Raw genomic sequence first — 19,931 nt, 5'->3', positions numbered from 1 at the left:
GACTGCATTTTTATTCGAAATTGACGGAAGAAATAGTTACGGCCTCTGATCCTACTCGCATCAGAGGCCGTTTCTTAAAGTTTTACTTAGAGGATTACACAGGCAGTTTAAAAACGTCGCCAAGAGCAATACAGACCAAACTAATCACAATGATAGAGATAACATTCAGCCAGAAACCCGCTCTAATCATTTCACCAATCTGGATACGGCCGGTACCGAAAATAATCGCATTCGGCGGAGTTGCAACCGGCATCATAAATGCAGCGGAAGCACCGATGGTGGTAACAAGAAGAACTTGCTCAACTGGGACACCGAGTACCGGAGCAGCAGCTGCCAAAAGCGGAAGCATAGTCGCGGCCAACGCTGTATTGCTGGTAAATTCCGTCGCGAACACAACCAGAGTACAGACACCGAAGAGGACGAGCCATACCGGCAATCCGACGAAAGCTGTCGCTTGAGCGGCGATAAGAGAAGCTGCCCCCGTAGACTGAATAGCAGCTGCCATGGACAAGCCGCCGCCGAAGAGGATCAGCACGTCCCAAGGAATGTTTTCGCAGTGTTCCCAGTCCAAAACTCTTTCGCCTCTCTTGAAGTTAGTCGGAATACAGAACAGAGACACGCCTGCAGCCATCGCAATAACGGCATCGCTGACCTGCTTGAACGGACGGGAGCCGTCTTCAAGGGTAAAGGAGCGGATCGGAGAACCGAAACACCACAAAATAACCGTGATTACGAATACAACCAATACAGCCTTTTCTCCTGGGGAAAGCTTGCCGAGCCTTTCGAGCTCATGGGCAATCCACTTCTTGCCGCCGGCGATTTCCTGGATTTGTGTTTTAAACAAAACCTTTGTCAGGAGAAGCCAGGCCAACGGGAGAAGGATAAGAACAATTGGCATACCGACTTTCATCCATTCGACAATGGTCACTTCCATGCCGTACGTTTGTGTGACGAAGCGAACAAAGATACCGTTCGGTGGAGAACCGATAATAGTACCCATACCGCCGATGGAAGCTCCGTAAGCAACAGCTAAGAGGATACAAATACCGAAGTTCTTTTCGTCTTTAGTAATGGTAGGAGAATCAGAAGCTTGACGAATTACGCTCATCACGGCCATAGCGATAGGAACCATCATCGCTGCAGTTGCAGTGTTGGAAACCCACATGGAAATAAAAGCGGTAGAGAGCATAACACCAGCGACGATGGCACCGGGAGAGGTACCGACAACTCGCATGGTATTAAGCGCAATACGCTTATCCAGGCCCCAACGCTGAATACCGGCAGCCAAAAGGAAGCCGCCTAAGAAGAGATAGATAGTGTCAGAGGCATAAGGAATTAAAGTCTTCGCTAGTGTGGTAACGTCGCACAATGGATAAAGAATAATTGGCAGAAGAGCCGTTACAGCAATAGGGACTGTTTCGGTAAACCACCAAAGAGCCATCCACAAGAGAATGGCTAAACATGCTTTTGCTGAATGGGTAATTGTAACAACCTTACCTGCTCCGTCTACGTAAGAGTCAGGCAACACGAAGTACAACAACAGGGCAAGAAGCGGCGCAAATATAAGGGCGAACCTTTTTGAATTTTTCGAAAAGGAACCCATTTGTGTCGTATTCTCCATAGGAGCTCCTGATTTAAAATGAAGCAACAAATTCAGTTAAGTTTCTGAACAAAGCGAAACTTAATGAAACCAACTTCAGTATTTATACACAAAAAAACAAGAATTCTTGGATTTTAAAAGAAAAAATTTTCAATTTACGTATCTCTACTTCCACATTGCGGAATTTTCATTCCGTTACATGAACAACTTTCTCCGACTGCGGAAATAACGAAAGCCGCCGAAGCAGCTTTCATCCATTAAGACAAAGTACGAAAATTAATCGTTGGACTTCGCTGAAGCGTCATGAGCTGATTTGTCATTGAATTGAATGTTATAGAGATGAGCATAATGTCCGCCCTTCTCTAAAAGTTCGAAATGCGTACCGCATTCGACAATCGCACCGTTGTCCAAAACAACAATCATATCTGCATTAACAATTGTGGAAAGACGGTGAGCCACAACAAAGCTTGTACGGCCTTGCTGAAGCTCTTCCAGAGACGCCTGAATATATTTTTCGCTTTCTGTATCCAACGCACTGGTAGCTTCGTCTAACAACAGAATCGGTGCGTTCTTCAATAAAGCTCTGGCAATGGAGACTCTTTGTTTCTGTCCGCCGGAGAGCTTAGAACCTCTTTCACCGATAACCGTGTTTAATCCTTCAGGAAGACTTTCAATCAAAGGCATCAGATAAGCAGCTTTTGCAGCCTGAATAATCTGCTCCTCGGTTGCGTTCTCTCCTGCTCCGTAAGCAATGTTGGCGGCAATGGTGTCGTCAAATAAAACAACGTCTTGTGTTACCAAAGCAATCTGGTCTCGGATGCTCTTTAATGTCAGCTGATTTTGAGATATGCCGTCAAAAAGAATTTCTCCCTGGTTCGGAACCAAAAAGCGTGGAATAAGGTTAATCACCGTTGTCTTGCCGGCACCGGAAGCTCCGACTAAAGCAACCATCTGGCCTGCTTTAACTTTGAGACTAAAGTTAGTCAATGACGGTTGCTCGGCGCTCGGATACTTATAAGAAATATTCTTAAATTCAACGTCGCCTTTAATTCTGCCGATTTCTCTGTCTCCCGGATTCTTTTCAGTCGGAATATCCATCATTTCGTACAAGCTGGCTGCCGCAGCGGACATTCTGGCAATGTTGCCGTTCAAGTTGGCAAGTTTCTTAATAGCAGGAAGCATTAAGAGCATGGCGGAAATATAAGTAACAAACTCGGAGAAGCTGAGCATATTCTGCTGAGCCTGGATAAGCGCAACGAATACCACCACGGCAACACCTATCATGCTCACAATCTGTGTCAGCGGTGTACCAAGACTTTGAACAACCTTGCTCTTAATGGCCAAACCCTTAAGCATTCGGTTGACGTGAGAAAATCTTTCTTCTTCGAACTTGTAAGCGTTGTAAATCTTAACCAGTCTCTCGGCCTGATAAATTTCCGTCAGAAGAGAAATCATGACGCCAAAAGTCTGTTGGTTCGTCGTCTGCAGTTTTTTCATTCTCGTGCTGACGGCTTTAAGAATAAGAATAAGGAAGGGTCCGACCACCAAAGTTACAGCCGTCAGCTGCCAGTTGTGCCAAAGAAGCAGGAACAGCAAGCCGATAACCTGCAGGGAGTCGCGAATCATTACTGTCAGAACTTCAGAGGCGCTGCTCAGGGCCTGGCTCGCTTCATTAACGTATCTCGAAATGACTCGGCCTGAAGATTCTTTCTGAACAGTCTCATCGGGCCAATGAATCATTTTCTCAAACATCTCCGTACGAACTTGCAGAAGAACGGACTGAGAAACTTTTTGCAGAAGATAGTTGCTGCCGAACTGACCTGCCCCGTGAAGAATAGAAATGCCAATCAGCGCTAAAGGAGCCCAAATGGCTACCAAACCGTTCTTTTCGTAGAAGCCCAAGTCTGTCAGTTTTCCTAAAAGCATCGCCATCAAAGGAGAGGTCGAGGCCGATACAATCATGGAAATCAATGCCGCTCCAATAAGCCACTTATATGGAGGCAGATAGGAAAACAGTCGCCGTAAAGGCTCTTTCTGGAATTTTGTCGTGTCCAAGGCTTCCTCTGAAAGACAAATTAAAAGTATTATTCTAAATTGATTACACTAAGCAGATTACACAGCTATAGAAACAAAAGTATGTCCAAATTATTCGTTCGCCTTCCCAATCATATTGGCGATGCCTGTATGTCTATGCCCGCTTTGGACCTTCTGGAAGCCTCAGGTTTCGATCTCTGTCTCGTTGGAAAGCCCTTCGTAGGAGAATTATTCGAAGGAACATTACGCCGTTTTGATCCGATTGAAGGCAACCTCCTTGAAGATATCCGCCGAATTAAGGAACTGGCCGCTTCCGTTAAAAATCCGAAAGGACTCCTGTTGCCTAACTCCTTGGGTTCTGCTCTCCTCTTTACCGCGGCTGGTATTAAATGTACAGGCTACGCCACCGACGGACGTTCGATTCTTCTTGAACATGCTATTCCCAAACCTTCGAGAATGCATGAAGTAGAAAGATTCTGGAATGTGGCCTATAAAGCCTTGGAGGCTTGGGGCGTAAAACCGGCTTACGACAAACTGCCGAAGAGATTAAATATGAAACTGGCCCAGAGAAATGAGGCAGGAGCCAGAAACTTAATCTCTAAAATCAGCTTACCTGAAAAATTTGCCATCCTGGCTCCTATCGCAAAGGGCCGCCATGAAGGTAAAGAAAAATATTGGAAGCACTTCAATGAATTGGTCGCTCCCTTAAAAGAAAGAGGATTAACCCCGGTCGTTTTCCCGGCAAAGGACGAAATTGATGCCGTTAAGCTCGCCGCTCCCGATGCCATTATTTATGAACCAACCTCTTTGGGCAATTTTGCAGCTTTATGCTCCCGCGCTTCTATCGTCATTGCAAACGACTCCGGCGTCAGCCACATTGCTTCTGCCGTTCATGCGCCGCAAATTACCATTGTCGGCGTAACTGACACTGACAGAACAAGTCCGTGGAGCGATTTGAATATGATTGTCGGCAAAAAAGGTCAGTGGCCTGAAGTTAATGAAGTCATTTCTGCCATTGATCAAGTATTGTCCAAGACCAAATCTTAATCAGAAACCTCTTTCCAAATACTGAGCAAAGCCTCTTATGCTGATTCAGTCGTTCTGGGCATTAGCAGCCGCCGCGTCATTCTCGACTATGGCGGCTTTCGTTAAATTCTGCAATGCAACCTTCGGGCCGTTGGAGCTGGTTTTTTACCGCTCTCTATTTACCCTTGTCTCCATTTATGCAGTTGTCCTCTGGAACGGCTATTCACTCAAAACTACTAAGATTAAAGGTCATCTTATTCGAGACTCTCTTGGCTTTGCTTCAGTTGCCATTTGGTTCTTTACTCTTGGAAAACTTCCTCTCGGAACCAACATTACGCTGACATATACAACTTCTTTATTTCTGTCAGCCAACTTCATCATCCTCTCTCTTATCCGTAAGCTGCCGATTCCTTGGGGTGCCATTTGGTCCATTGTTTTAGGCTTTACGGGAGTCGTAACAATTCTGCAGCCATCTTTCCGCGACGGAGACCTAATTCCGGCCCTCCTCTGCTTATGTGTAGCCTGTCTTGATTTAGCTATTTATTGGCAAGTAAGAAAACTAGGCAGAGAAGGAGAACCGTCCTGGCGTATTGTTTTCTACTTTGCGTTGTTCTGCACGTTGGCAACGTTTTTCGGCGTATTCCTCTTCGAAGACGGCTTCCATGTTCCCGATACTCAGTCCTTCTTATGTCTGATGGCGATGGGAGGATTTGCCACCTTAGGACTTATTTCGGCAACCCGAGCTTGGGTTGGCGGCAATATGCTTTTAGTCTCCTGCCTCGGCTTTTCTGCTATTCCATTCTCAGAACTGATTAGCATCGTTGTGTTCAACAATATCCCGGGCTTTTACACCATTGTAGGAATGGTATTGATTCTTATAGCGGGGATTGCTGCAACCATTGTCACTAAGCGACAAGAACAAAAGATTTAAGCGCCTTTGTAAGGAATAACCCGAAAAAAACTTTAGAGACCTGCCAATTTAAGGTTTTTTGTGTGATAAGTTCTACAATGTATTACAAATTATTACACATCCTACGGGAGATTCTATGCAGACAATTTCTCTTTGGCTAGCTGTAGCCATCGTATTTCTTACTGGATGGGCCATCATCAAAAAATATCAGGTAAACATGGTCTTGTTTTTGGCCGGTTTCCTTTTGAATGTTTTGGCTCTCTTTAACGGTACTTCTGATTTTCTTCCTAAGAACGCCACGCCAACCGGCCTCTTAGGTTTTGATTTATTTGAACTGTTCCGTGCCATTAGCCGTACACAAATCGCCGGTGTAGGCTTCATCATCTTGGTTTCAGGCGGCTTCGCTTCTTACATGCAGGTTACCGGTGCTTCTGACCGCTTCGTTACGGTTTGTGCAAAACCGATTTCCTTACTTAAGAATCCGTACTTAATTTTAGCTTTCGTCTTCATTCTCGGCCACTGCTTAGGCTTAGTTATCACCTCTGCCGCCGGCTTGGCAATGCTCTTAATCGTTACAGTCTATCCATTGATTATCAGTGTTGGATGCTCTCCGCTAGCGGCTGCCGCTGTCGTTGCGAGCGTACTGTGCGTGGGCTATGCTCCGGCTTCCGGTGTTGCCGTGATGGCTGCCGAATTGGTTCACCTTGACCCGGTTCAATACTTAGTCTCCTATCAGCTCACAATGGCCGCTCCTGTTGTACTCGTAATGGCCCTCACTCATGTTATCGTTCAGCGTTATTACGATAAGAAAGACGGTACAAAGGCGTTGTAGCAGATCTTGCTGAATTGGAAGCCAAGAGAAAAGAAATCGAAAAGACTCCTCTTATTTACGCTTTCATGCCGATTCTCCCGCTTGTTCTTCTTTTGATCTTCAACAAGATGGTCTACAAGACAATCACAATGAACGTTGCCACAGCTATGTTCTTGTCTTGGTTCGTCTGCTTCTTGATTGACCTTGTTTACAGAAGAGACGCTAAGAAGTCTTTCGACCTCTCCTTTGCAATGTTCAAAGGAATGGGCTCTATCCTGACAAGTACTGTCGGTCTTATCTTCGTTGCAGCCTTCTTCGCTAAAGGCTTACAGAATGTCGGTTTGATTACATACCTCATCGACGTTGCTAAGAACTGCGGTTTAGGCGTAACAGGTACAGGTGTGGTTCTTTCTGCCATCATCGGTTTAGTTACTGTCTTGACAGGCTCGGGCGTTGCCGCTTTCACAAGCTTAGCACACGTTATTCCGAGCGTTGCAGAACACCTCAACTCCGACGGTATCGCCATCATGCTCATGATGCACACAGCTTCCGAAATGCTCCGTGCTATTTCTCCGGTTGCCGGCGTCATCATTATCGTGGCAGGTTTCGCACAAGTAAATCCGCTCCAAGTTGTAAGACGTACGTGGATTCCTTGCGTAGTCGGTTATATCACTATGCTGATTGTCGTCAGCCTGCTGTTCGGTTAATCTAGCTTTCCTATAAGCTGCAGCCGCTGAATTCTTTCATAGAGTTCAGCGGCTGTTTTCTTTTCCTTTGCACACACTCACTTCGAAGAAGGAAATCCTTTAAGTAATATTCTTTGAAAGAATCAAAGTCGCAGTCAATAAAAGTACCGCCTTTGTATTTGGTAACATTTCTGCTGTCAATCTTACTTCGTTCCTGTAATTGCAAGTTTTAATGGTCAGACTCTTCCGCTTCCATTCTTCTGTAAGAGAAATACTGGGATAGTCAGTATCCAACCAGAATCAGCCATATTATCAACAAGCAAAACTGGCGGCCTATGATTCAAAAGTTATACATATACGAAAGATATCCGACAAACCTAAGATTTTTACCATAACGAGTGTTGTCTTGTCTCCAAAGAAAAACCAACCTCCTCGAGTTTTCACAAAGGAGGTTCGTGCTTAATGCCTAATTTGCTGTTAAGCAGTTCAAATTCGAAATTAGTATTTCAATACTTCATCAATAAAATTTTTGATTGCGGCTCGTGCAACAGGCAAATTAAAGAGCGTATGTGGCGCTGTCGGCAACAAAAGGATCCTTGCATTAGGATTGTTCTCTAAAGCTTTTCCTGCGTGTCCTTGAGCGCTAGGATTGTTCAAATAAGAGTTCTTTTGACTGAAGAACTTATCTGCTGCGCTCATGATGTTCAAAACCGGCATATAGTCAGGAATATTTGTGCCGTGTGCTTTAACGTGATAATTGTCTTCGCATGACCAAGAGAAAATCATTCTGGCGTCTTCAGGATATTCTTCGCGTGTTTCATAACGCGCAACGCAGACGCCGCCTTCGCTTGTACCAGCAATAAATACGCGACCGTCGTTAAACGACAGATCAAAAATATGAGCCATAGCATATTCAAGCTCTTGGAGTCTCATGGCATGGATATCTTCATAGTCTTCCGGAGGAATGGGAGAAGAATAAGTAATGCGGTCTGCGAGCTGCATCGAGTCAGGCACAACCATTGCAACGCCTAGAGAGTCAGCAAGCCAGTTGCCTAAGAGTCTTGTTTGTTCATTTACGCCGGAGCTGCCGTGCATGAAGAGAACGACAGGATACAAGCCTTCGATAGGAGGAAGTGTGGATAATTCGCTGACAATCGGTGCACCGCCTGGATTAGGAATAACACAGTAAGCATGATCGAATGTAGCTTTGAGAGAGTCATCAGTGTGCTTACGGACGGAGCCTTTGATAGAACCGGTATATTCAATAGTCATAACAAGCCTCGGGAATAAAATTACAAGAGGATTGTAGACCGAATCCGATACAAAGAAGAATGATTATTTAAGATTACTGGCGACGCTACGGGGATTCGAACCCCGGTACCGACCGTGAAAGGGTCGTGTCCTAGGCCTCTAGACGATAGCGTCAAGGACGGTTTCGACGAATCTTTATCAGTCCGTCAGGCACGTCAAGTTTGAAGTACCTTAAGTAATTTGGCGACGCTACGGGGATTCGAACCCCGGTACCGACCGTGAAAGGGTCGTGTCCTAGGCCTCTAGACGATAGCGTCAAGGACTTTCATTGGTGGAGGTAAGCGGGATCGAACCGCTGACCTCTTGCATGCCATGCAAGCGCTCTCCCAGCTGAGCTATACCCCCAATCGACAGCTATTCCGAAGAATCTCTATCATAACAAATTTTGGCGACGCTACGGGGATTCGAACCCCGGTACCGACCGTGAAAGGGTCGTGTCCTAGGCCTCTAGACGATAGCGTCAAGGACTTTCATTGGTGGAGGTAAGCGGGATCGAACCGCTGACCTCTTGCATGCCATGCAAGCGCTCTCCCAGCTGAGCTATACCCCCAAACAACGAGGAGCGAATTTTATGGGAAATTTTCCTCCTCGTCAAGGCAATTGCTAAAAAATCAGCAATTAAAATGTAACAAAATTATTTTGTGTGGTTGATCCAGTTGGTCAAACCTTCTTCTAATTTACCTCTAACTCGTTCTTTTCCAAAGAGTTCTAAGGTCGCATCAATAGACGGAGTATGTTTTTCTCCCGTTACTAAAACTCTCAGAGGAATTGCTATGTGAGGCATCTTAATTTTTAATTCTTTCATGATTGAACGAATTAAAGTATTGATGTCTTCTCTCTTCCATTCCATATCTTTGCTGCGTTCTAAGAACAACCGGCAAGCTTCCTGGCTGGTCGCTGCATCTTTAATGCATTCGTCAAGAACGGCTAAATCAATTGGATTATCTCGGTAGAAGAGCATGGCGCCTTCAGCCAGTTCGACTAAAGTGGCTTCACGTTCCTTGAGCAATGCAACAATGCCAACTAAATCCAGGTTTCTGCTTAAATCAGCACCCTTAGCTTTTAAACGAGGTTCGATAAGCTTTGCTAAACGTTCGTCATCGGCTTCTTTGATGTATTCATGGTTGAGCCAGCGCAGCTTATCCATGTTGAACTGAGCGGCGGAGCGACTGCAGTCTTCAAGCTTGAACCATTCTGCAAGCTGCTCACGGCTGAATTTTTCAGCATCTCCGTGGGCCCAGCCCAAACGTGCCAAGTAATTAAAAATAGCTTCCGGTAAGAAACCCAATTCTTCATAAGCCAACACACTTACCGTACCGTGACGCTTAGAAAGCTTCTGGCCGTCTTCTCCGTGAATTAAAGGCAAGTGAGCAAATGTCGGAATCTCTCCGCCGATAGCCTTGTAAAGGTTAATCTGACGAGGAGTATTATTAATGTGGTCAGCACCGCGGATAACATGGCTGATTTCCATATCCATATCGTCAACAACGACTGCGAAGTTGTAGGTTGGGATGCCGTCGCCGCGCATAATAACGAGGTCGTCCAACTCGGAGTTATTGATAGCGATTGGACCGTACACGCCGTCATTCCATGTGACGGTGCCGTCATCCGGATTTCTAAAGCGGATGACGGGAGTTACGCCCTCAGGAATTGGCTTGCCGGCACAGTTTTCAGGACGCCAGCGACCGTCATAGCGAGGCTTCTCACCTCTGGCCTTTTGGTCTTCTCTCATCTGTTCCAGTTCTTCTTTTGTGGCATAGCATTTGTATGCCAACCCTTTTTCCATGAGCTGATCGACAACTTCTTTATAACGGCTAAGACGGTTCATCTGATAAGTCACATGGCCGGCGTTGTCATAATTCAGATTGAGCCATTTCATCGCATCAAGAATGACCTGTGTAGCCTCCGGAGTGGAACGCTCTTGGTCAGTATCCTCGATTCTTAAAAGGAATTCACCGCCGAAATGGCGGGCAACGGCCCAACAATAAATGGCTGTACGTGCTGTACCCAAGTGCATCATCCCGGTAGGGCTCGGTGCAATTCTTGTACGAACTTTTTTAAACATAATTTTCCCAAGTTATTTTTATGTAAAAGAAAGGGCTTAGCCTTTCGGTCAAGCCCATTATTTTAGATCCTAAAACTTTGATTGTCAGACATACTGCCAGAGGATGAGGAGAACGAACTGGCCTGACAAAATTCTGAGGAACATCGCCAAAGGATAAACAGTGGAATACGCGATGACGGAACTGTTTTTCTCAGACAAAGTTCCTGCATAGGCCAGAGTGGGTGGATCAGTTGTCGCCCCGGCCATCATACCGATCATGGCGTGGTAGTTCATCTTATACTTCTTACGAGCAATGGTACCGACGATTAGCAGCGGAATAATAGTGATAAACAAGCCCAGGAATGCATATAGGACGCCTTCCCCGTTACCCAACGCTTCGACGAAAGGTTTGCCGGCATTTAATCCAACACTAGCAAGGAATAATGCAATACCCAGCTCTCTAAGCATAAGATTTGCAGACTCGGTCGTATACGTAATCAGACGCAGGTTCGGCCCATAATAAGCTAGCAAAATAGCAATAATAAGAGGGCCTCCTGCCAAACCTAGCTTTAATGGCACAGGCAAGCCAGGAATAGCTATAGGAAGACTTCCGAAAATGATCCCCACAACAATACCTAAGAAAATGGACACGAGATTCGGGTGATAAAGTTTCTTTTCTTGATTGCCCAGAGTTTCAGCCAAGCGTGCCACTGCTCTTTCTGGACCGACGCAGTAGACGCGGTCTCCGAGCTGCAAATGCAAATTGTTGTAAGGGAAAAGAGTTAAACCGGCACGGAAAATTCTTGTGATATTGACGCCGTCATACTTGCTCAAATGCAAATCGTGAACGGTTAACCCGTTTACTTTCGGTTTTGTGATGCGGATGGTTCTCGAAGTAATCGGAGAAGATTCCAATACCAAATCGATTTCCTTATCTTCCTTACCGCAAAAAGCTACTACCGGCTCTTTATTTTCTTCGGCACTGACAATTCTTAAGACGTCTCCCGTGTGCAGTACGGTCTCGGCTGAAGGAGAGGTGATAACACCGTTATGAAGGACACGGGAACAGATAAATGGTCGGCCTACGAAGTCTCTGACTTGATGAATCGTACGTCCCTCTAAGGCCGGATTGGTAATCCTGGCATGGAAGAAGATTGGTGCTTCGTTATTGGCCTTCTGGGCTTCTTCCCATTGTCTGTCTTCTTCCTTCAGGTCGATCCTAAATACAATTCTTAATACGATAGCAGTGGCAATAATGGCTACAACGGCAAGCGGGTAGGCACAGGCATACGCAACCGCAATATCTTCTCCCGTGTATTCCATCATCTTCAGTGCCTCTTGAGTAGCACCAAGACCAGGAGTATTTGTTACGGCTCCGAAATAGACGCCGAGCATAGTCGCCAACGAGACCTTTGCTTTGAACATAAAGAAAAGGACGATGGTGACCACCAAGCTGAGAATAACCGTAAGCAAAGTCAGTAAATTTAATCGCAGTCCTCCGCTTTTAAACGATGAGAAAAAGGACGGTCCGACCTGCAGCCCAATAAAAAACACAAATAAAATAAGCCCGAAATCTCGGACGAATGACAATACCGTCGGATTGACAGTAAAGCCTACATATCCGCAAGCCAGTCCTACAAAGAGAATAAAGGTCACGCCCAGCGAGATACCGAAAATTTTAATTTGTCCTAACAACATCCCAACGCTGATCACCAAGGCATATACCATGAGGATGTGAGCAATTGAGTTAGTGTCAGTCCAAAGATTGACAAGCCAGTCCATTGTTTTAAGAAAGTCTAAAGATTTGAGGTATGAAATATTTTCTAACAGTTAATTCCACATTGTGAACCGAACTTCCATAAAAAGAAAGAACTCAAAGACTCGCAAGAAATCATTGATCCCACTATAACTAGTTGGTTTATTTGAAGAAATAAAATTCTAAAAAAGAAATATTAAGTAAAAGTATCGATAGTAATTAACCTGACAAGCATTACAGAAAATTGCTTGCCAGGATGTTTTTAGTTGCCCGCGACCCACCCTCGCACAAAGGTCCTTGTCAAAACATGGTAGTAATGTATAAGCGGTGATTTATAACTTAACACCCGTACAGAGAGAAAAGTTGTGAAAAATGGTTCCCTTCCTCTGAGGTCCCCCGAGCCGTTTGGACTCGGAGGTACGTGAAATTTGTTTTCGCCCAAGTGACTTTTGCACTACACACAAACCAGATATTAAATTAATTCTGTATTCCAGTTGGTATATTGGATTTTTGCATCCAGCATCCGTGCTTCATAAGAAAGCTTATCAACGATCTTTTGATAAGGTTTCACATCCACAGTAGCGGTTATCATGATCTCATTACGAGAGTATCGCTCAATCTTGTTGGAAGCTTTTTGCAGAAACTCACGCATGATAGAGATTCTCTTAACCATGAAATCACGTTTTGTGATCATCTCTGACAATGTTTTCCCGTCAACAATAACCACTCCGTTGGTTTTGTTGATGCGATCAACCAAAGTCGTCAGTTCATCGATTGTAGTCTCGACATCTTTGATCAAAACCTTAGGATCTTCTGAAGGAACGTCACCTTCCTGCACTAGAGCATTGGCCTGCAAACGTTGATTGAGTCTGCTCAGCCGGCTTTGTAATTCTTTTCTTTCTATCAATGCTTCTGCTAGTTTCATTTTTTTATCCCATTTGATAGGCCAGTTTTTTGGCATACGCAAAGTTTACAGCAGTTAGGAAAAAGAGGTTAAGTTCGAAAACTTACCGTTTCAACGGCTATATTGTGAGCAACGACCTATCTCGATGTAACCAAAGGTTACAAGTTATTGCAATTCTTGAGAAACGTATCATCCATGAAACATAAGTGACAACAATTAAGCAGTAATACTTATAATAGGTACTTCAGTTGGCTTAGGCCTTCTTTTTTTGTTTCAAAAAGGTATATGTATGACACCAACCGCATGGATTGCCATTGCTGTAATCTTGGTCACGGTTTATTGCTTAATTAAGCGTTATGAAACGCGCTTAGTGCTTTTTACCGCCGGCCTCTTCCTCTGCTGTATCGCCATGAGTCCAATGGCTGCACTTGACCAGTTTGCTAAGAGCATGGCCAACGCATCCTTAATTATGGCGATTTGTTCGTCTATGGGCTTTGCTTATGTTGTGACGACTACCGGATGCGACAAGAACCTCGTTAAGTTCCTCGCAGCTCCACTTCACAAGCTCGGTATTCTCCTTATTCCGACAACTACCATCATCACCGCCTTCATTAATGTAGCTATTCCTTCTGCTTCCGGATGTGCTGCCGCTGTAGGTGCAACTTTCATTCCTGTCATGATTCGTGCAGGCATTCGTCCGTCGGCTGCCGGCGCCGCCGTCCTTATGGGCACTTTCGGTTCCAACATTTCTCCGGGAACCAGCCATAACAGTGTTGTTGCCAAAATTGCCAATATGGACATGATGGATCTCATCAGCCTTCACACTCCTTACTCTATCGGCATGGTACTTATCGGTGCAGTTGGTTTAACCATTGTCTGCTTGATCCTCCGCGACAATAAACCCTCTCAAAAAGAATTGGACGACTACTACACTACTGCCGATAAATCTCAGGAACTTCAGCATATCAATCCGCTTAAAGCGATTGCTCCGCTAGTTCCGTTAGTTATTCTTCTTCTCGGCAATTCCTATGTCCCGTTCATCAAAATGGGCGTAGCACAGGCCATGGTCATCGGTGCAATCTTTGCCCTGATTGTCTCATGGGTCAACCCGCAGCAGTTCACTAAAGACTTTTTTAAAGGAATGGGTGAAGGCTACGGTTCCGTCATGGGCATCATCATTACCGCCGGAGTCTTCGCCGCCGGTCTTAAAGCTACAGGCTTGATTGATGCTTTCGTCGAAGTGTTGAAGAGCTCAAACGAAATCGCTCGCTGGGGCGGTTCTTTCGGGCCTTTCCTCATGGCTGCGATTACAGGCTCCGGTGATGCTGCTACTTTTGCCTTTAATGAAGCCGTTACACCTCATGCCGCATCCTTCGGTATGCAGATTCCTAACCTCGGTGCCATGGCGTTAATCTCTGGTCAGATGGGCCGCACAATGTCTCCGATTGCAGGCGTTGTAATTGTGCTGTCCGGTTTAGCAATGGTTCCTCCAATGCAGTTAGTAAAACGTACCTGCATTCCATTGATTATCGGCGTCATTGTTCTGGCGCTGACCATCGTCTAGCAGAGCACTAAAACCTTGCAAAATGCCTCGCAAAATGCGGGGCATTTTTCGGCGTGGAATTATATGACACGTCTTCTCCGGAAACGTCAGACTTCCGTCTTAAACCTTAGTTCTCCTCTTTGTATTCAAGAAATTCCTTCCGGCCTTTAGTTGGAGTGCTCCTCCACCACACGAGCTGTGAAATATACCGACAGCAAATAGAAGACTAGATTCGTTTATTGAATTGAAAAATATTTTTATCAGACCGACGCGCCTAACACGCGTTATGGGAAAATACAGTACACTTTGTCTCTTTTCGTTTAGAAGAAAAAGTTTGGTGTAGGAATAAAGAACGGCTGAGTGTTGCCTATACGACCCGCTGGAACGATCTGCCGAAAATCGGAGCTTTGTGCAAAGAGCTCATTCCGTCTTGACGGTACTCAAAATTTTCGCTCTTTCGCCGAGAAACTTCCGTCCAAAAGGATGGGGAGATACCACTTAGAAAAGATTATTCATCTGGTAAAGAATGAAGCCGAACGCTGTGTGACAACCGTAGTCACAGACTTTTTATGAATTTCCGAGAAATTGTTTCAAATGTTCCTCAATTGCCTGAGGATTATCAAAATATTCCTCGAAAATCTTCATAATTGCAGTTCCTTTCTCTTCTCTGCTGGGCGCACAAACAAGTCTTCGGAGTTAAAGAAAGTGGATAAATCTTGTCCGCGGATAAGAATGCTAATTACTTTCACAGCCGCATTTGCCATTGAATTTGTAGGACAGTTCCTATTATTTAGAATTTTAAGTTTCGGAAAAAATGACAGAAGGTTCAAGAGGAAGTTTGGTGCGCGGTGTTGGTTTCGAACCAGCGACCCCTGCCGTGTGAAGGCAGTGCTCTACCCCTGAGCTAACCGCGCGAAGAAGTCAGGATTGTACACTAGAGAATTGGAATTTGGCGAGTATTATTTTCTCGCTTTTTTCAAAACCTCTTCGACACCTCGGTTAGCAAGCATATCTGCCATCTCATTGCCCTCAATGCCTGCATGACCTTTGACCCATTTCCACTCGATTTCATGTTCGTGGGTTTCCCTCTCTAATTCTTTCCAGAGTTCCGCATTTTTTACCGGTTCTCCCGCTTTTGTTCTCCAGTTGTTCTTTTTCCATCCGTGAATCCACATGGTGATTCCTTTCTGAACATACTGAGAATCGGTATGAAGAATGACTTTGCACGGCCTTTTCAAAAGCCTTAAAGCTTCCGTCGGGGCGGTTAATTCCATTTGGTTGTTGGTGCAGCTGATGTTGCCGCCGCAAAGCTCTTTTGTAAAGACTCGAGTCTTTCCTTGCCACTTCAAAAAAGCGCCCCAGCCTCCCGGACCAGGATTCCCTTTGCTGGCACCGTCAGTCCAAATTTCAACCAGATCTTTTTCTTGTTCCATATTATTCCTTTACCGCCTGTTTGTTGCTTTTGACGCCGGCTTTAGCTCCCGCAAAAAAATAATTCTTCTTTAATACTTTTCCGACAAAAACACCGCGGTTAACCGTCTTCACTGCACTCAGAGCAAATAAAGAACCGCACTGCGGCCACCACCGGTCGCCTGCTTTTTCTATCCAAGCCGAGTGTCGGACGCATTTATTCGTTTTATACCATCCGTATCTTCCGAATGCTCCTCGGTCTACATTGAAAGACAAAAGCTGCAGCCAGTCTCTGATCTGAGGAACCGTCATAAAGTTACGCGCAGGCAAGAACTGGGGAAGACCGAATTTCTGCATACCGACTCTTAGTCCCCAAAGACTGGCTAAATTAAAGCCCGTCAAAATCACTCTTCCGCCCGGAATTAAAACACGAGCGGTTTCTCTGAGCACACTGTGAGGATCTTCGGCTAGTTCCAATGTATGGGGTAGCAAAACAAGATCAATAGACTCAGATTCAAACGGCAATGTTTCGGGTTGTAACCTCACTCTTGCCGAGGCTTCATCAGGAACATGAGTTAGATTTCTCATCTCTCTGTCCCCTGCTATCTTCAAGGCAATCCTGTTGTTGCGCAGGAAGTCGATGCTGGAAGCGCCGAGCTGCAGGGCATTGTACCCAAAACAGTCGGAGACCAATTTGTCAAATTCGTTCTGTTCCCAGGCCAAGCAATACTGGCCAAGGGATGTCCGATAAAAACTATCTAAATCGTATATCGCATCCATACCTGCTGGTCTGACTAGTCGGTTATTCAAAAACTTTGCGTAATTTCCATTAAAGTATTCGCTATTCTAATGTGAGTCGATTTAAATAAGAATGTTCTCCCGGTTTAAGCTAACCCTTCTTGCGTTGTCCTTTATGACGGCCGCCGTCTGTCATGCCCAAGAGCCGAAGGCGCCTGACGTTATAGAGACCGCCGCGGCCCAAGATGACGATTTTTATACGGTATGGAGCCGCATCCGCGACGGGTTCAAGATACCCAACATGGACAACCCTGTCGTTAAAGAAAATCTCCAGAAATACTTGAAGCGGCCAGACTACATTCATCGAATGGCAAACCGCTCTTCTCAGTACCTGTACCACATCATCGAAGAAGTCGATGCCAGAGGAATGCCGACTGAAATCGCATTGCTTCCCTTTGTGGAAAGCGCTTTCGTCTCCAATGCAAAATCCCGAGCAAAGGCAGCCGGACTTTGGCAGTTTATGCCGGCCACCGGACGCCACTACGACTTAGACCAGTCTTTGTGGAAGGACGAACGTTATGACGTTCTTGAAAGCACGAGCGCAGCACTGACTTACTTGCAAAGATTATATGACGAGTTCGGTGATTGGCAGCTGGCGTTAGCCGCCTACAACTGGGGCGAGGGCAATATTCGTCGTCAGATTAAAAAGAACCAGGCAGCTGGAAAGCCAACTGACTATATGTCATTGAAAATGCCCGCAGAAACCAGAAACTACTATCCGAAACTGCAGGCAATTAAGGAAATCGTGATGAATCCCGAAAAATACGGGATTAAGCTGCCGGTCATCTATAACGAACCTTCTTTCATTCAGATCTTCAAAGAGCAGGATATCGACGTTAAAAGGGCCGCTCATCTGGCAGGAATGAAAGAACAGGAGTTCACGGAACTAAATCCTTCTTTCAACCGTCCCGTCATCGTGGCTTCTCACCACCATTCTATGCTGGTGCCTTCAGACAAGATCGATACTTTCGTTGAAAACTTGGTAGCCTTCCGTACTTCCGGCAAACCGCTTTCCAGTTGGACCACTTACCGTGTAGGCCCGAACGAGAGCTTAGCTGCGATTGCTCAGAAAGCTCATATGACTGAAGCCGAGCTGCGTGAAGCTAACCAGATTCCTGCAGGACGCCGCGTTAAGCCCGGTTCTCTCCTTTTGGTCAGCCGTGCTATCGGCATTGGTGATGCCGAAGACATCTCTTCTGACACCATCGGTGCAACTTTTAGTTTGGCACAGGACTACCGAAGAGTCTCCTACCGTGTCCGTAAAGGCGATACTTTGGCCCGCGTTGCTAAACGTCTTGGCGTAAGTCCGACAGCGATCGTTAAGAGCAATAAACTGAAATCAAGAAGATTAAGGGTTGGTCAAACTTTGGTTGTCAATGTACCGATCAGAAATCGTCAAATGGCTGAACACCAACCGTCAAAGCCGGTTGAATCCGCATCTTCAACTTCAAACATTTCTCGTTTTTATGTTGTCCGCAGAGGCGATACCCTCTATAGTATTGCCTCAAGGTTCGGAGTACCGGTTTCTGCCGTAAAAGCTGCGAATAACCTTACAAGTAATAATCTTTCTGTAGGCACCCGCCTTGCCATCAACCAAGAAGGTACCCCGACGAAACGAAATGTTGTTCTGGAAAAACTTCCTCCTTCTGTGAAGAAGACTGTTGTTCAACGGCCTTTAAGCAACCAGACTTACCATAGGGTAAGAAAAGGAGATACGCTGTTTTCCATCGCAAGCTCGGCCAATATCTCGGTCAACAGGCTGAAAGCCTTAAACAACTTGCATTCCAACAATTTAACCATTGGACAAAAATTAAGACTTAAGTAGACTGCGCTAATAACTATTCATGCCAAAACTGCAAAACTCGCTTAATATCTAACAATTGGTTTTTTTTATCTTTTCCGATTATGACTTTATTAAAAGACAAAAAGATTCTTCTTACCGGCGTCCTCTCAAACCGTTCTATTGCCTACGGTATTGCTAAGGCTTGCCATAGAGAAGGTGCCCAATTAGCTTTCACTTATCAGAATGAAAGATTTTTAGACAGAATCACAGAATTTGCCAAAGAATTTGACAGCGACATCGTGATTCCGCTTGATGTGGCAGAAGACAGCCAATTGGAGCAGATGGCAGGAGCGCTCAAAGAAAAATGGGGTTACATTGACGGTGCCGTTCACTCTATCGGTTTTGCACCGCGCGAAGCTATTCAAGGCGATTTCTTAGACGGTTTATCCAGAGAATCTTTCAAAATTGCTTTAGATATCTCTGCTTATTCTTTCCCGGCGATGGCTAAGGTCTTATTGCCGTTGATGGAAGGCCGCTCTTCCTCCCTGCTCGCTTTAACTTATATCGGCAGTGAAAGAGTGGTTCCTAACTACAACACCATGGGCGTGGCCAAAGCAGCTCTTGAAGCCTCTACCCGTTATTTGGCCGCTTCTTTGGGACCAAAAGGCATTCGTGCCAACGCAATCTCTTCCGGCCCGATTAAAACATTAGCTGCCAGCGGAATTAAAGATTTCGGCAAGCTTCTCAAAGAAATGGAACACATTTCCCCGCTTAGGAGAACCGTCACTATCGATGAGGTTGGCAATGCAGCTGCATTCCTCCTCTCTGACTATGCTTCCGGCATTACCGGCGATGTCCTCTACGTAGACGCCGGCTTCCATGCCATCGGCGTTGCGGTTGCTGGAGAATAATATGAAACATTTTTGGTCATTTATCGGTGCTTTAATGCTGGCTTCTGGAGTCGCTCTCGGAGCTTACGGGGCACACGGGTTACATAATGTGGTCACGGTGCAGCGGTCCATCGATGCATTTGAATATGCCGTGCTTTATCAATTAATCAGCGGCCTTGGCTTTTTTGCCATTGCTTGGGGCCTTAATCACTTCAGAGAAGGCCTCGTTAACCTGGCCGGGCTTTGCCTTTTGATTGGTTCTTTAGGCTTTTCCGTCAGCCTTTATCTTCTCGTCCTGATTGAATGGCGTCCGTTCCCGCTGATTACGCCTATCAGCGGCGGATTCATGATTGCGGCATGGGTAATTTTTGCTCTTGCCTCTCTGACTAGCCACCCAAGAAGAAGTATTTTTTAGTTAGGCACTA

16 protein-coding genes, 6 tRNA genes and 1 pseudogene are annotated in these 19,931 nt (G+C 45.5%); 9 read left to right on the top strand and 14 right to left on the bottom strand.

Annotated features, from left to right (window positions below; translation table 11 throughout):
* Positions 1-94 precede the first annotated feature (94 nt).
* On the bottom strand, positions 95-1,621 hold the full coding sequence (locus ADH67_RS01530) for an SLC13 family permease (protein WP_066590992.1): 1,527 nt from the start codon (positions 1,619-1,621) through the stop codon (positions 95-97).
* Positions 1,622-1,876: 255 nt separating this feature from the next.
* Positions 1,877-3,655, bottom strand: a complete 1,779-nt coding sequence (msbA, locus tag ADH67_RS01525; protein ID WP_084081396.1) for a lipid A export permease/ATP-binding protein MsbA — start codon at positions 3,653-3,655, stop codon at positions 1,877-1,879.
* An 81-nt stretch (positions 3,656-3,736) separates the two neighbouring features.
* Between msbA and ADH67_RS01520 the strand changes: the two genes are divergently transcribed.
* The 4 genes from ADH67_RS01520 to dcuC (ADH67_RS13585) all read left to right on the top strand — a co-directional run bounded on the left by ADH67_RS01520 (position 3,737) and on the right by dcuC (ADH67_RS13585) (position 7,088).
* A complete protein-coding gene (locus ADH67_RS01520; RefSeq protein WP_066590988.1) occupies positions 3,737-4,681 on the top strand; it encodes a glycosyltransferase family 9 protein in 945 nt (314 codons plus the stop codon).
* A gap of 37 nt (positions 4,682-4,718) precedes the next feature.
* Positions 4,719-5,591 carry a DMT family transporter gene (locus tag ADH67_RS01515; RefSeq protein WP_066590986.1) on the top strand — a complete coding sequence of 291 codons (873 nt, stop codon included), beginning with the start codon at positions 4,719-4,721 and terminating at the stop codon, positions 5,589-5,591.
* Positions 5,592-5,706: 115 nt separating this feature from the next.
* A complete protein-coding gene (dcuC, locus tag ADH67_RS13590) occupies positions 5,707-6,402 on the top strand; it encodes a C4-dicarboxylate transporter DcuC (protein ID WP_269089525.1) in 696 nt (231 codons plus the stop codon).
* A gap of 14 nt (positions 6,403-6,416) precedes the next feature.
* A complete protein-coding gene (gene dcuC / locus ADH67_RS13585) occupies positions 6,417-7,088 on the top strand; it encodes a C4-dicarboxylate transporter DcuC (protein ID WP_269089524.1) in 672 nt (223 codons plus the stop codon).
* A 477-nt stretch (positions 7,089-7,565) separates the two neighbouring features.
* Here the strand turns inward: dcuC (ADH67_RS13585) and ADH67_RS01500 are convergent, their stop codons facing one another.
* The 9 genes from ADH67_RS01500 to ADH67_RS01460 form a co-directional block, all read right to left on the bottom strand.
* Positions 7,566-8,339, bottom strand: a complete 774-nt coding sequence (locus ADH67_RS01500) for a dienelactone hydrolase family protein (RefSeq protein ID WP_066590979.1) — start codon at positions 8,337-8,339, stop codon at positions 7,566-7,568.
* A gap of 77 nt (positions 8,340-8,416) precedes the next feature.
* Positions 8,417-8,492: transfer RNA gene (locus tag ADH67_RS01495), tRNA-Glu, on the bottom strand.
* A 67-nt stretch (positions 8,493-8,559) separates the two neighbouring features.
* Positions 8,560-8,635 (bottom strand) — tRNA-Glu (locus tag ADH67_RS01490).
* 12 nt (positions 8,636-8,647) lie between these two features.
* Positions 8,648-8,723 (bottom strand) — tRNA-Ala (locus tag ADH67_RS01485).
* Between the two features lie 41 nt (positions 8,724-8,764).
* Positions 8,765-8,840 (bottom strand) — tRNA-Glu (locus tag ADH67_RS01480).
* A 12-nt stretch (positions 8,841-8,852) separates the two neighbouring features.
* A tRNA-Ala gene (locus ADH67_RS01475) sits at positions 8,853-8,928 on the bottom strand.
* An 84-nt stretch (positions 8,929-9,012) separates the two neighbouring features.
* Positions 9,013-10,443 carry a glutamate--tRNA ligase gene (gene gltX, locus ADH67_RS01470; RefSeq protein WP_066590977.1) on the bottom strand — a complete coding sequence of 477 codons (1,431 nt, stop codon included), beginning with the start codon at positions 10,441-10,443 and terminating at the stop codon, positions 9,013-9,015.
* Between the two features lie 84 nt (positions 10,444-10,527).
* A complete protein-coding gene (locus tag ADH67_RS01465; RefSeq protein ID WP_066590975.1) occupies positions 10,528-12,204 on the bottom strand; it encodes a putative transporter in 1,677 nt (558 codons plus the stop codon).
* 446 nt (positions 12,205-12,650) lie between these two features.
* The gene (locus tag ADH67_RS01460; protein WP_066590973.1) at positions 12,651-13,103 is read right to left on the bottom strand and encodes a DIP1984 family protein; all 453 of its coding nucleotides are present in this window, start codon (positions 13,101-13,103) and stop codon (positions 12,651-12,653) included.
* A 268-nt stretch (positions 13,104-13,371) separates the two neighbouring features.
* Between ADH67_RS01460 and dcuC (ADH67_RS01455) the strand changes: the two genes are divergently transcribed.
* Positions 13,372-14,646, top strand: coding sequence for a C4-dicarboxylate transporter DcuC (gene dcuC, locus ADH67_RS01455; RefSeq protein ID WP_066590971.1), 1,275 nt, complete (start codon positions 13,372-13,374; stop codon positions 14,644-14,646).
* A 284-nt stretch (positions 14,647-14,930) separates the two neighbouring features.
* A pseudogene (locus ADH67_RS13710) lies at positions 14,931-15,059 on the top strand (DUF4113 domain-containing protein); the annotation flags it as partial.
* Between the two features lie 405 nt (positions 15,060-15,464).
* Here the strand turns inward: ADH67_RS13710 and ADH67_RS01445 are convergent.
* From ADH67_RS01445 to ADH67_RS01435, 3 genes are all read right to left on the bottom strand, one after another.
* Positions 15,465-15,539, bottom strand: a tRNA-Val gene (locus tag ADH67_RS01445).
* Positions 15,540-15,584: 45 nt separating this feature from the next.
* The gene (rnhA, locus tag ADH67_RS01440; protein ID WP_066590969.1) at positions 15,585-16,058 is read right to left on the bottom strand and encodes a ribonuclease HI; all 474 of its coding nucleotides are present in this window, start codon (positions 16,056-16,058) and stop codon (positions 15,585-15,587) included.
* 1 nt (position 16,059) lies between these two features.
* On the bottom strand, positions 16,060-16,845 hold the full coding sequence (locus ADH67_RS01435; protein ID WP_236578443.1) for a class I SAM-dependent methyltransferase: 786 nt from the start codon (positions 16,843-16,845) through the stop codon (positions 16,060-16,062).
* Between the two features lie 103 nt (positions 16,846-16,948).
* Here ADH67_RS01435 and ADH67_RS01430 point away from each other — a divergent pair, with 103 nt between their 5' ends.
* The 3 genes from ADH67_RS01430 (at position 16,949) to ADH67_RS01420 (ending at position 19,921) form a co-directional block, all read left to right on the top strand.
* The gene (locus ADH67_RS01430) at positions 16,949-18,658 is read left to right on the top strand and encodes a lytic transglycosylase (protein ID WP_236578442.1); all 1,710 of its coding nucleotides are present in this window, start codon (positions 16,949-16,951) and stop codon (positions 18,656-18,658) included.
* Between the two features lie 80 nt (positions 18,659-18,738).
* Positions 18,739-19,527 (top strand): enoyl-ACP reductase FabI, encoded by a 789-nt coding sequence (locus ADH67_RS01425; RefSeq protein WP_066590966.1) that lies wholly within the window; start codon positions 18,739-18,741, stop codon positions 19,525-19,527.
* 1 nt (position 19,528) lies between these two features.
* On the top strand, positions 19,529-19,921 hold the full coding sequence (locus ADH67_RS01420) for a DUF423 domain-containing protein (protein ID WP_066590965.1): 393 nt from the start codon (positions 19,529-19,531) through the stop codon (positions 19,919-19,921).
* The last annotated feature ends 10 nt before the right edge of the window (positions 19,922-19,931 follow it).

Origin of the sequence: Turicimonas muris (genome assembly GCF_002221595.1) — a bacterium.
Classification (GTDB): Bacteria; Pseudomonadota; Gammaproteobacteria; order Burkholderiales; family Burkholderiaceae_F; genus Turicimonas; species Turicimonas muris.
The sequence above is the reverse complement of the archived record's forward strand: the minus strand, read 5'-3'. Positions and strand labels throughout refer to the sequence as shown.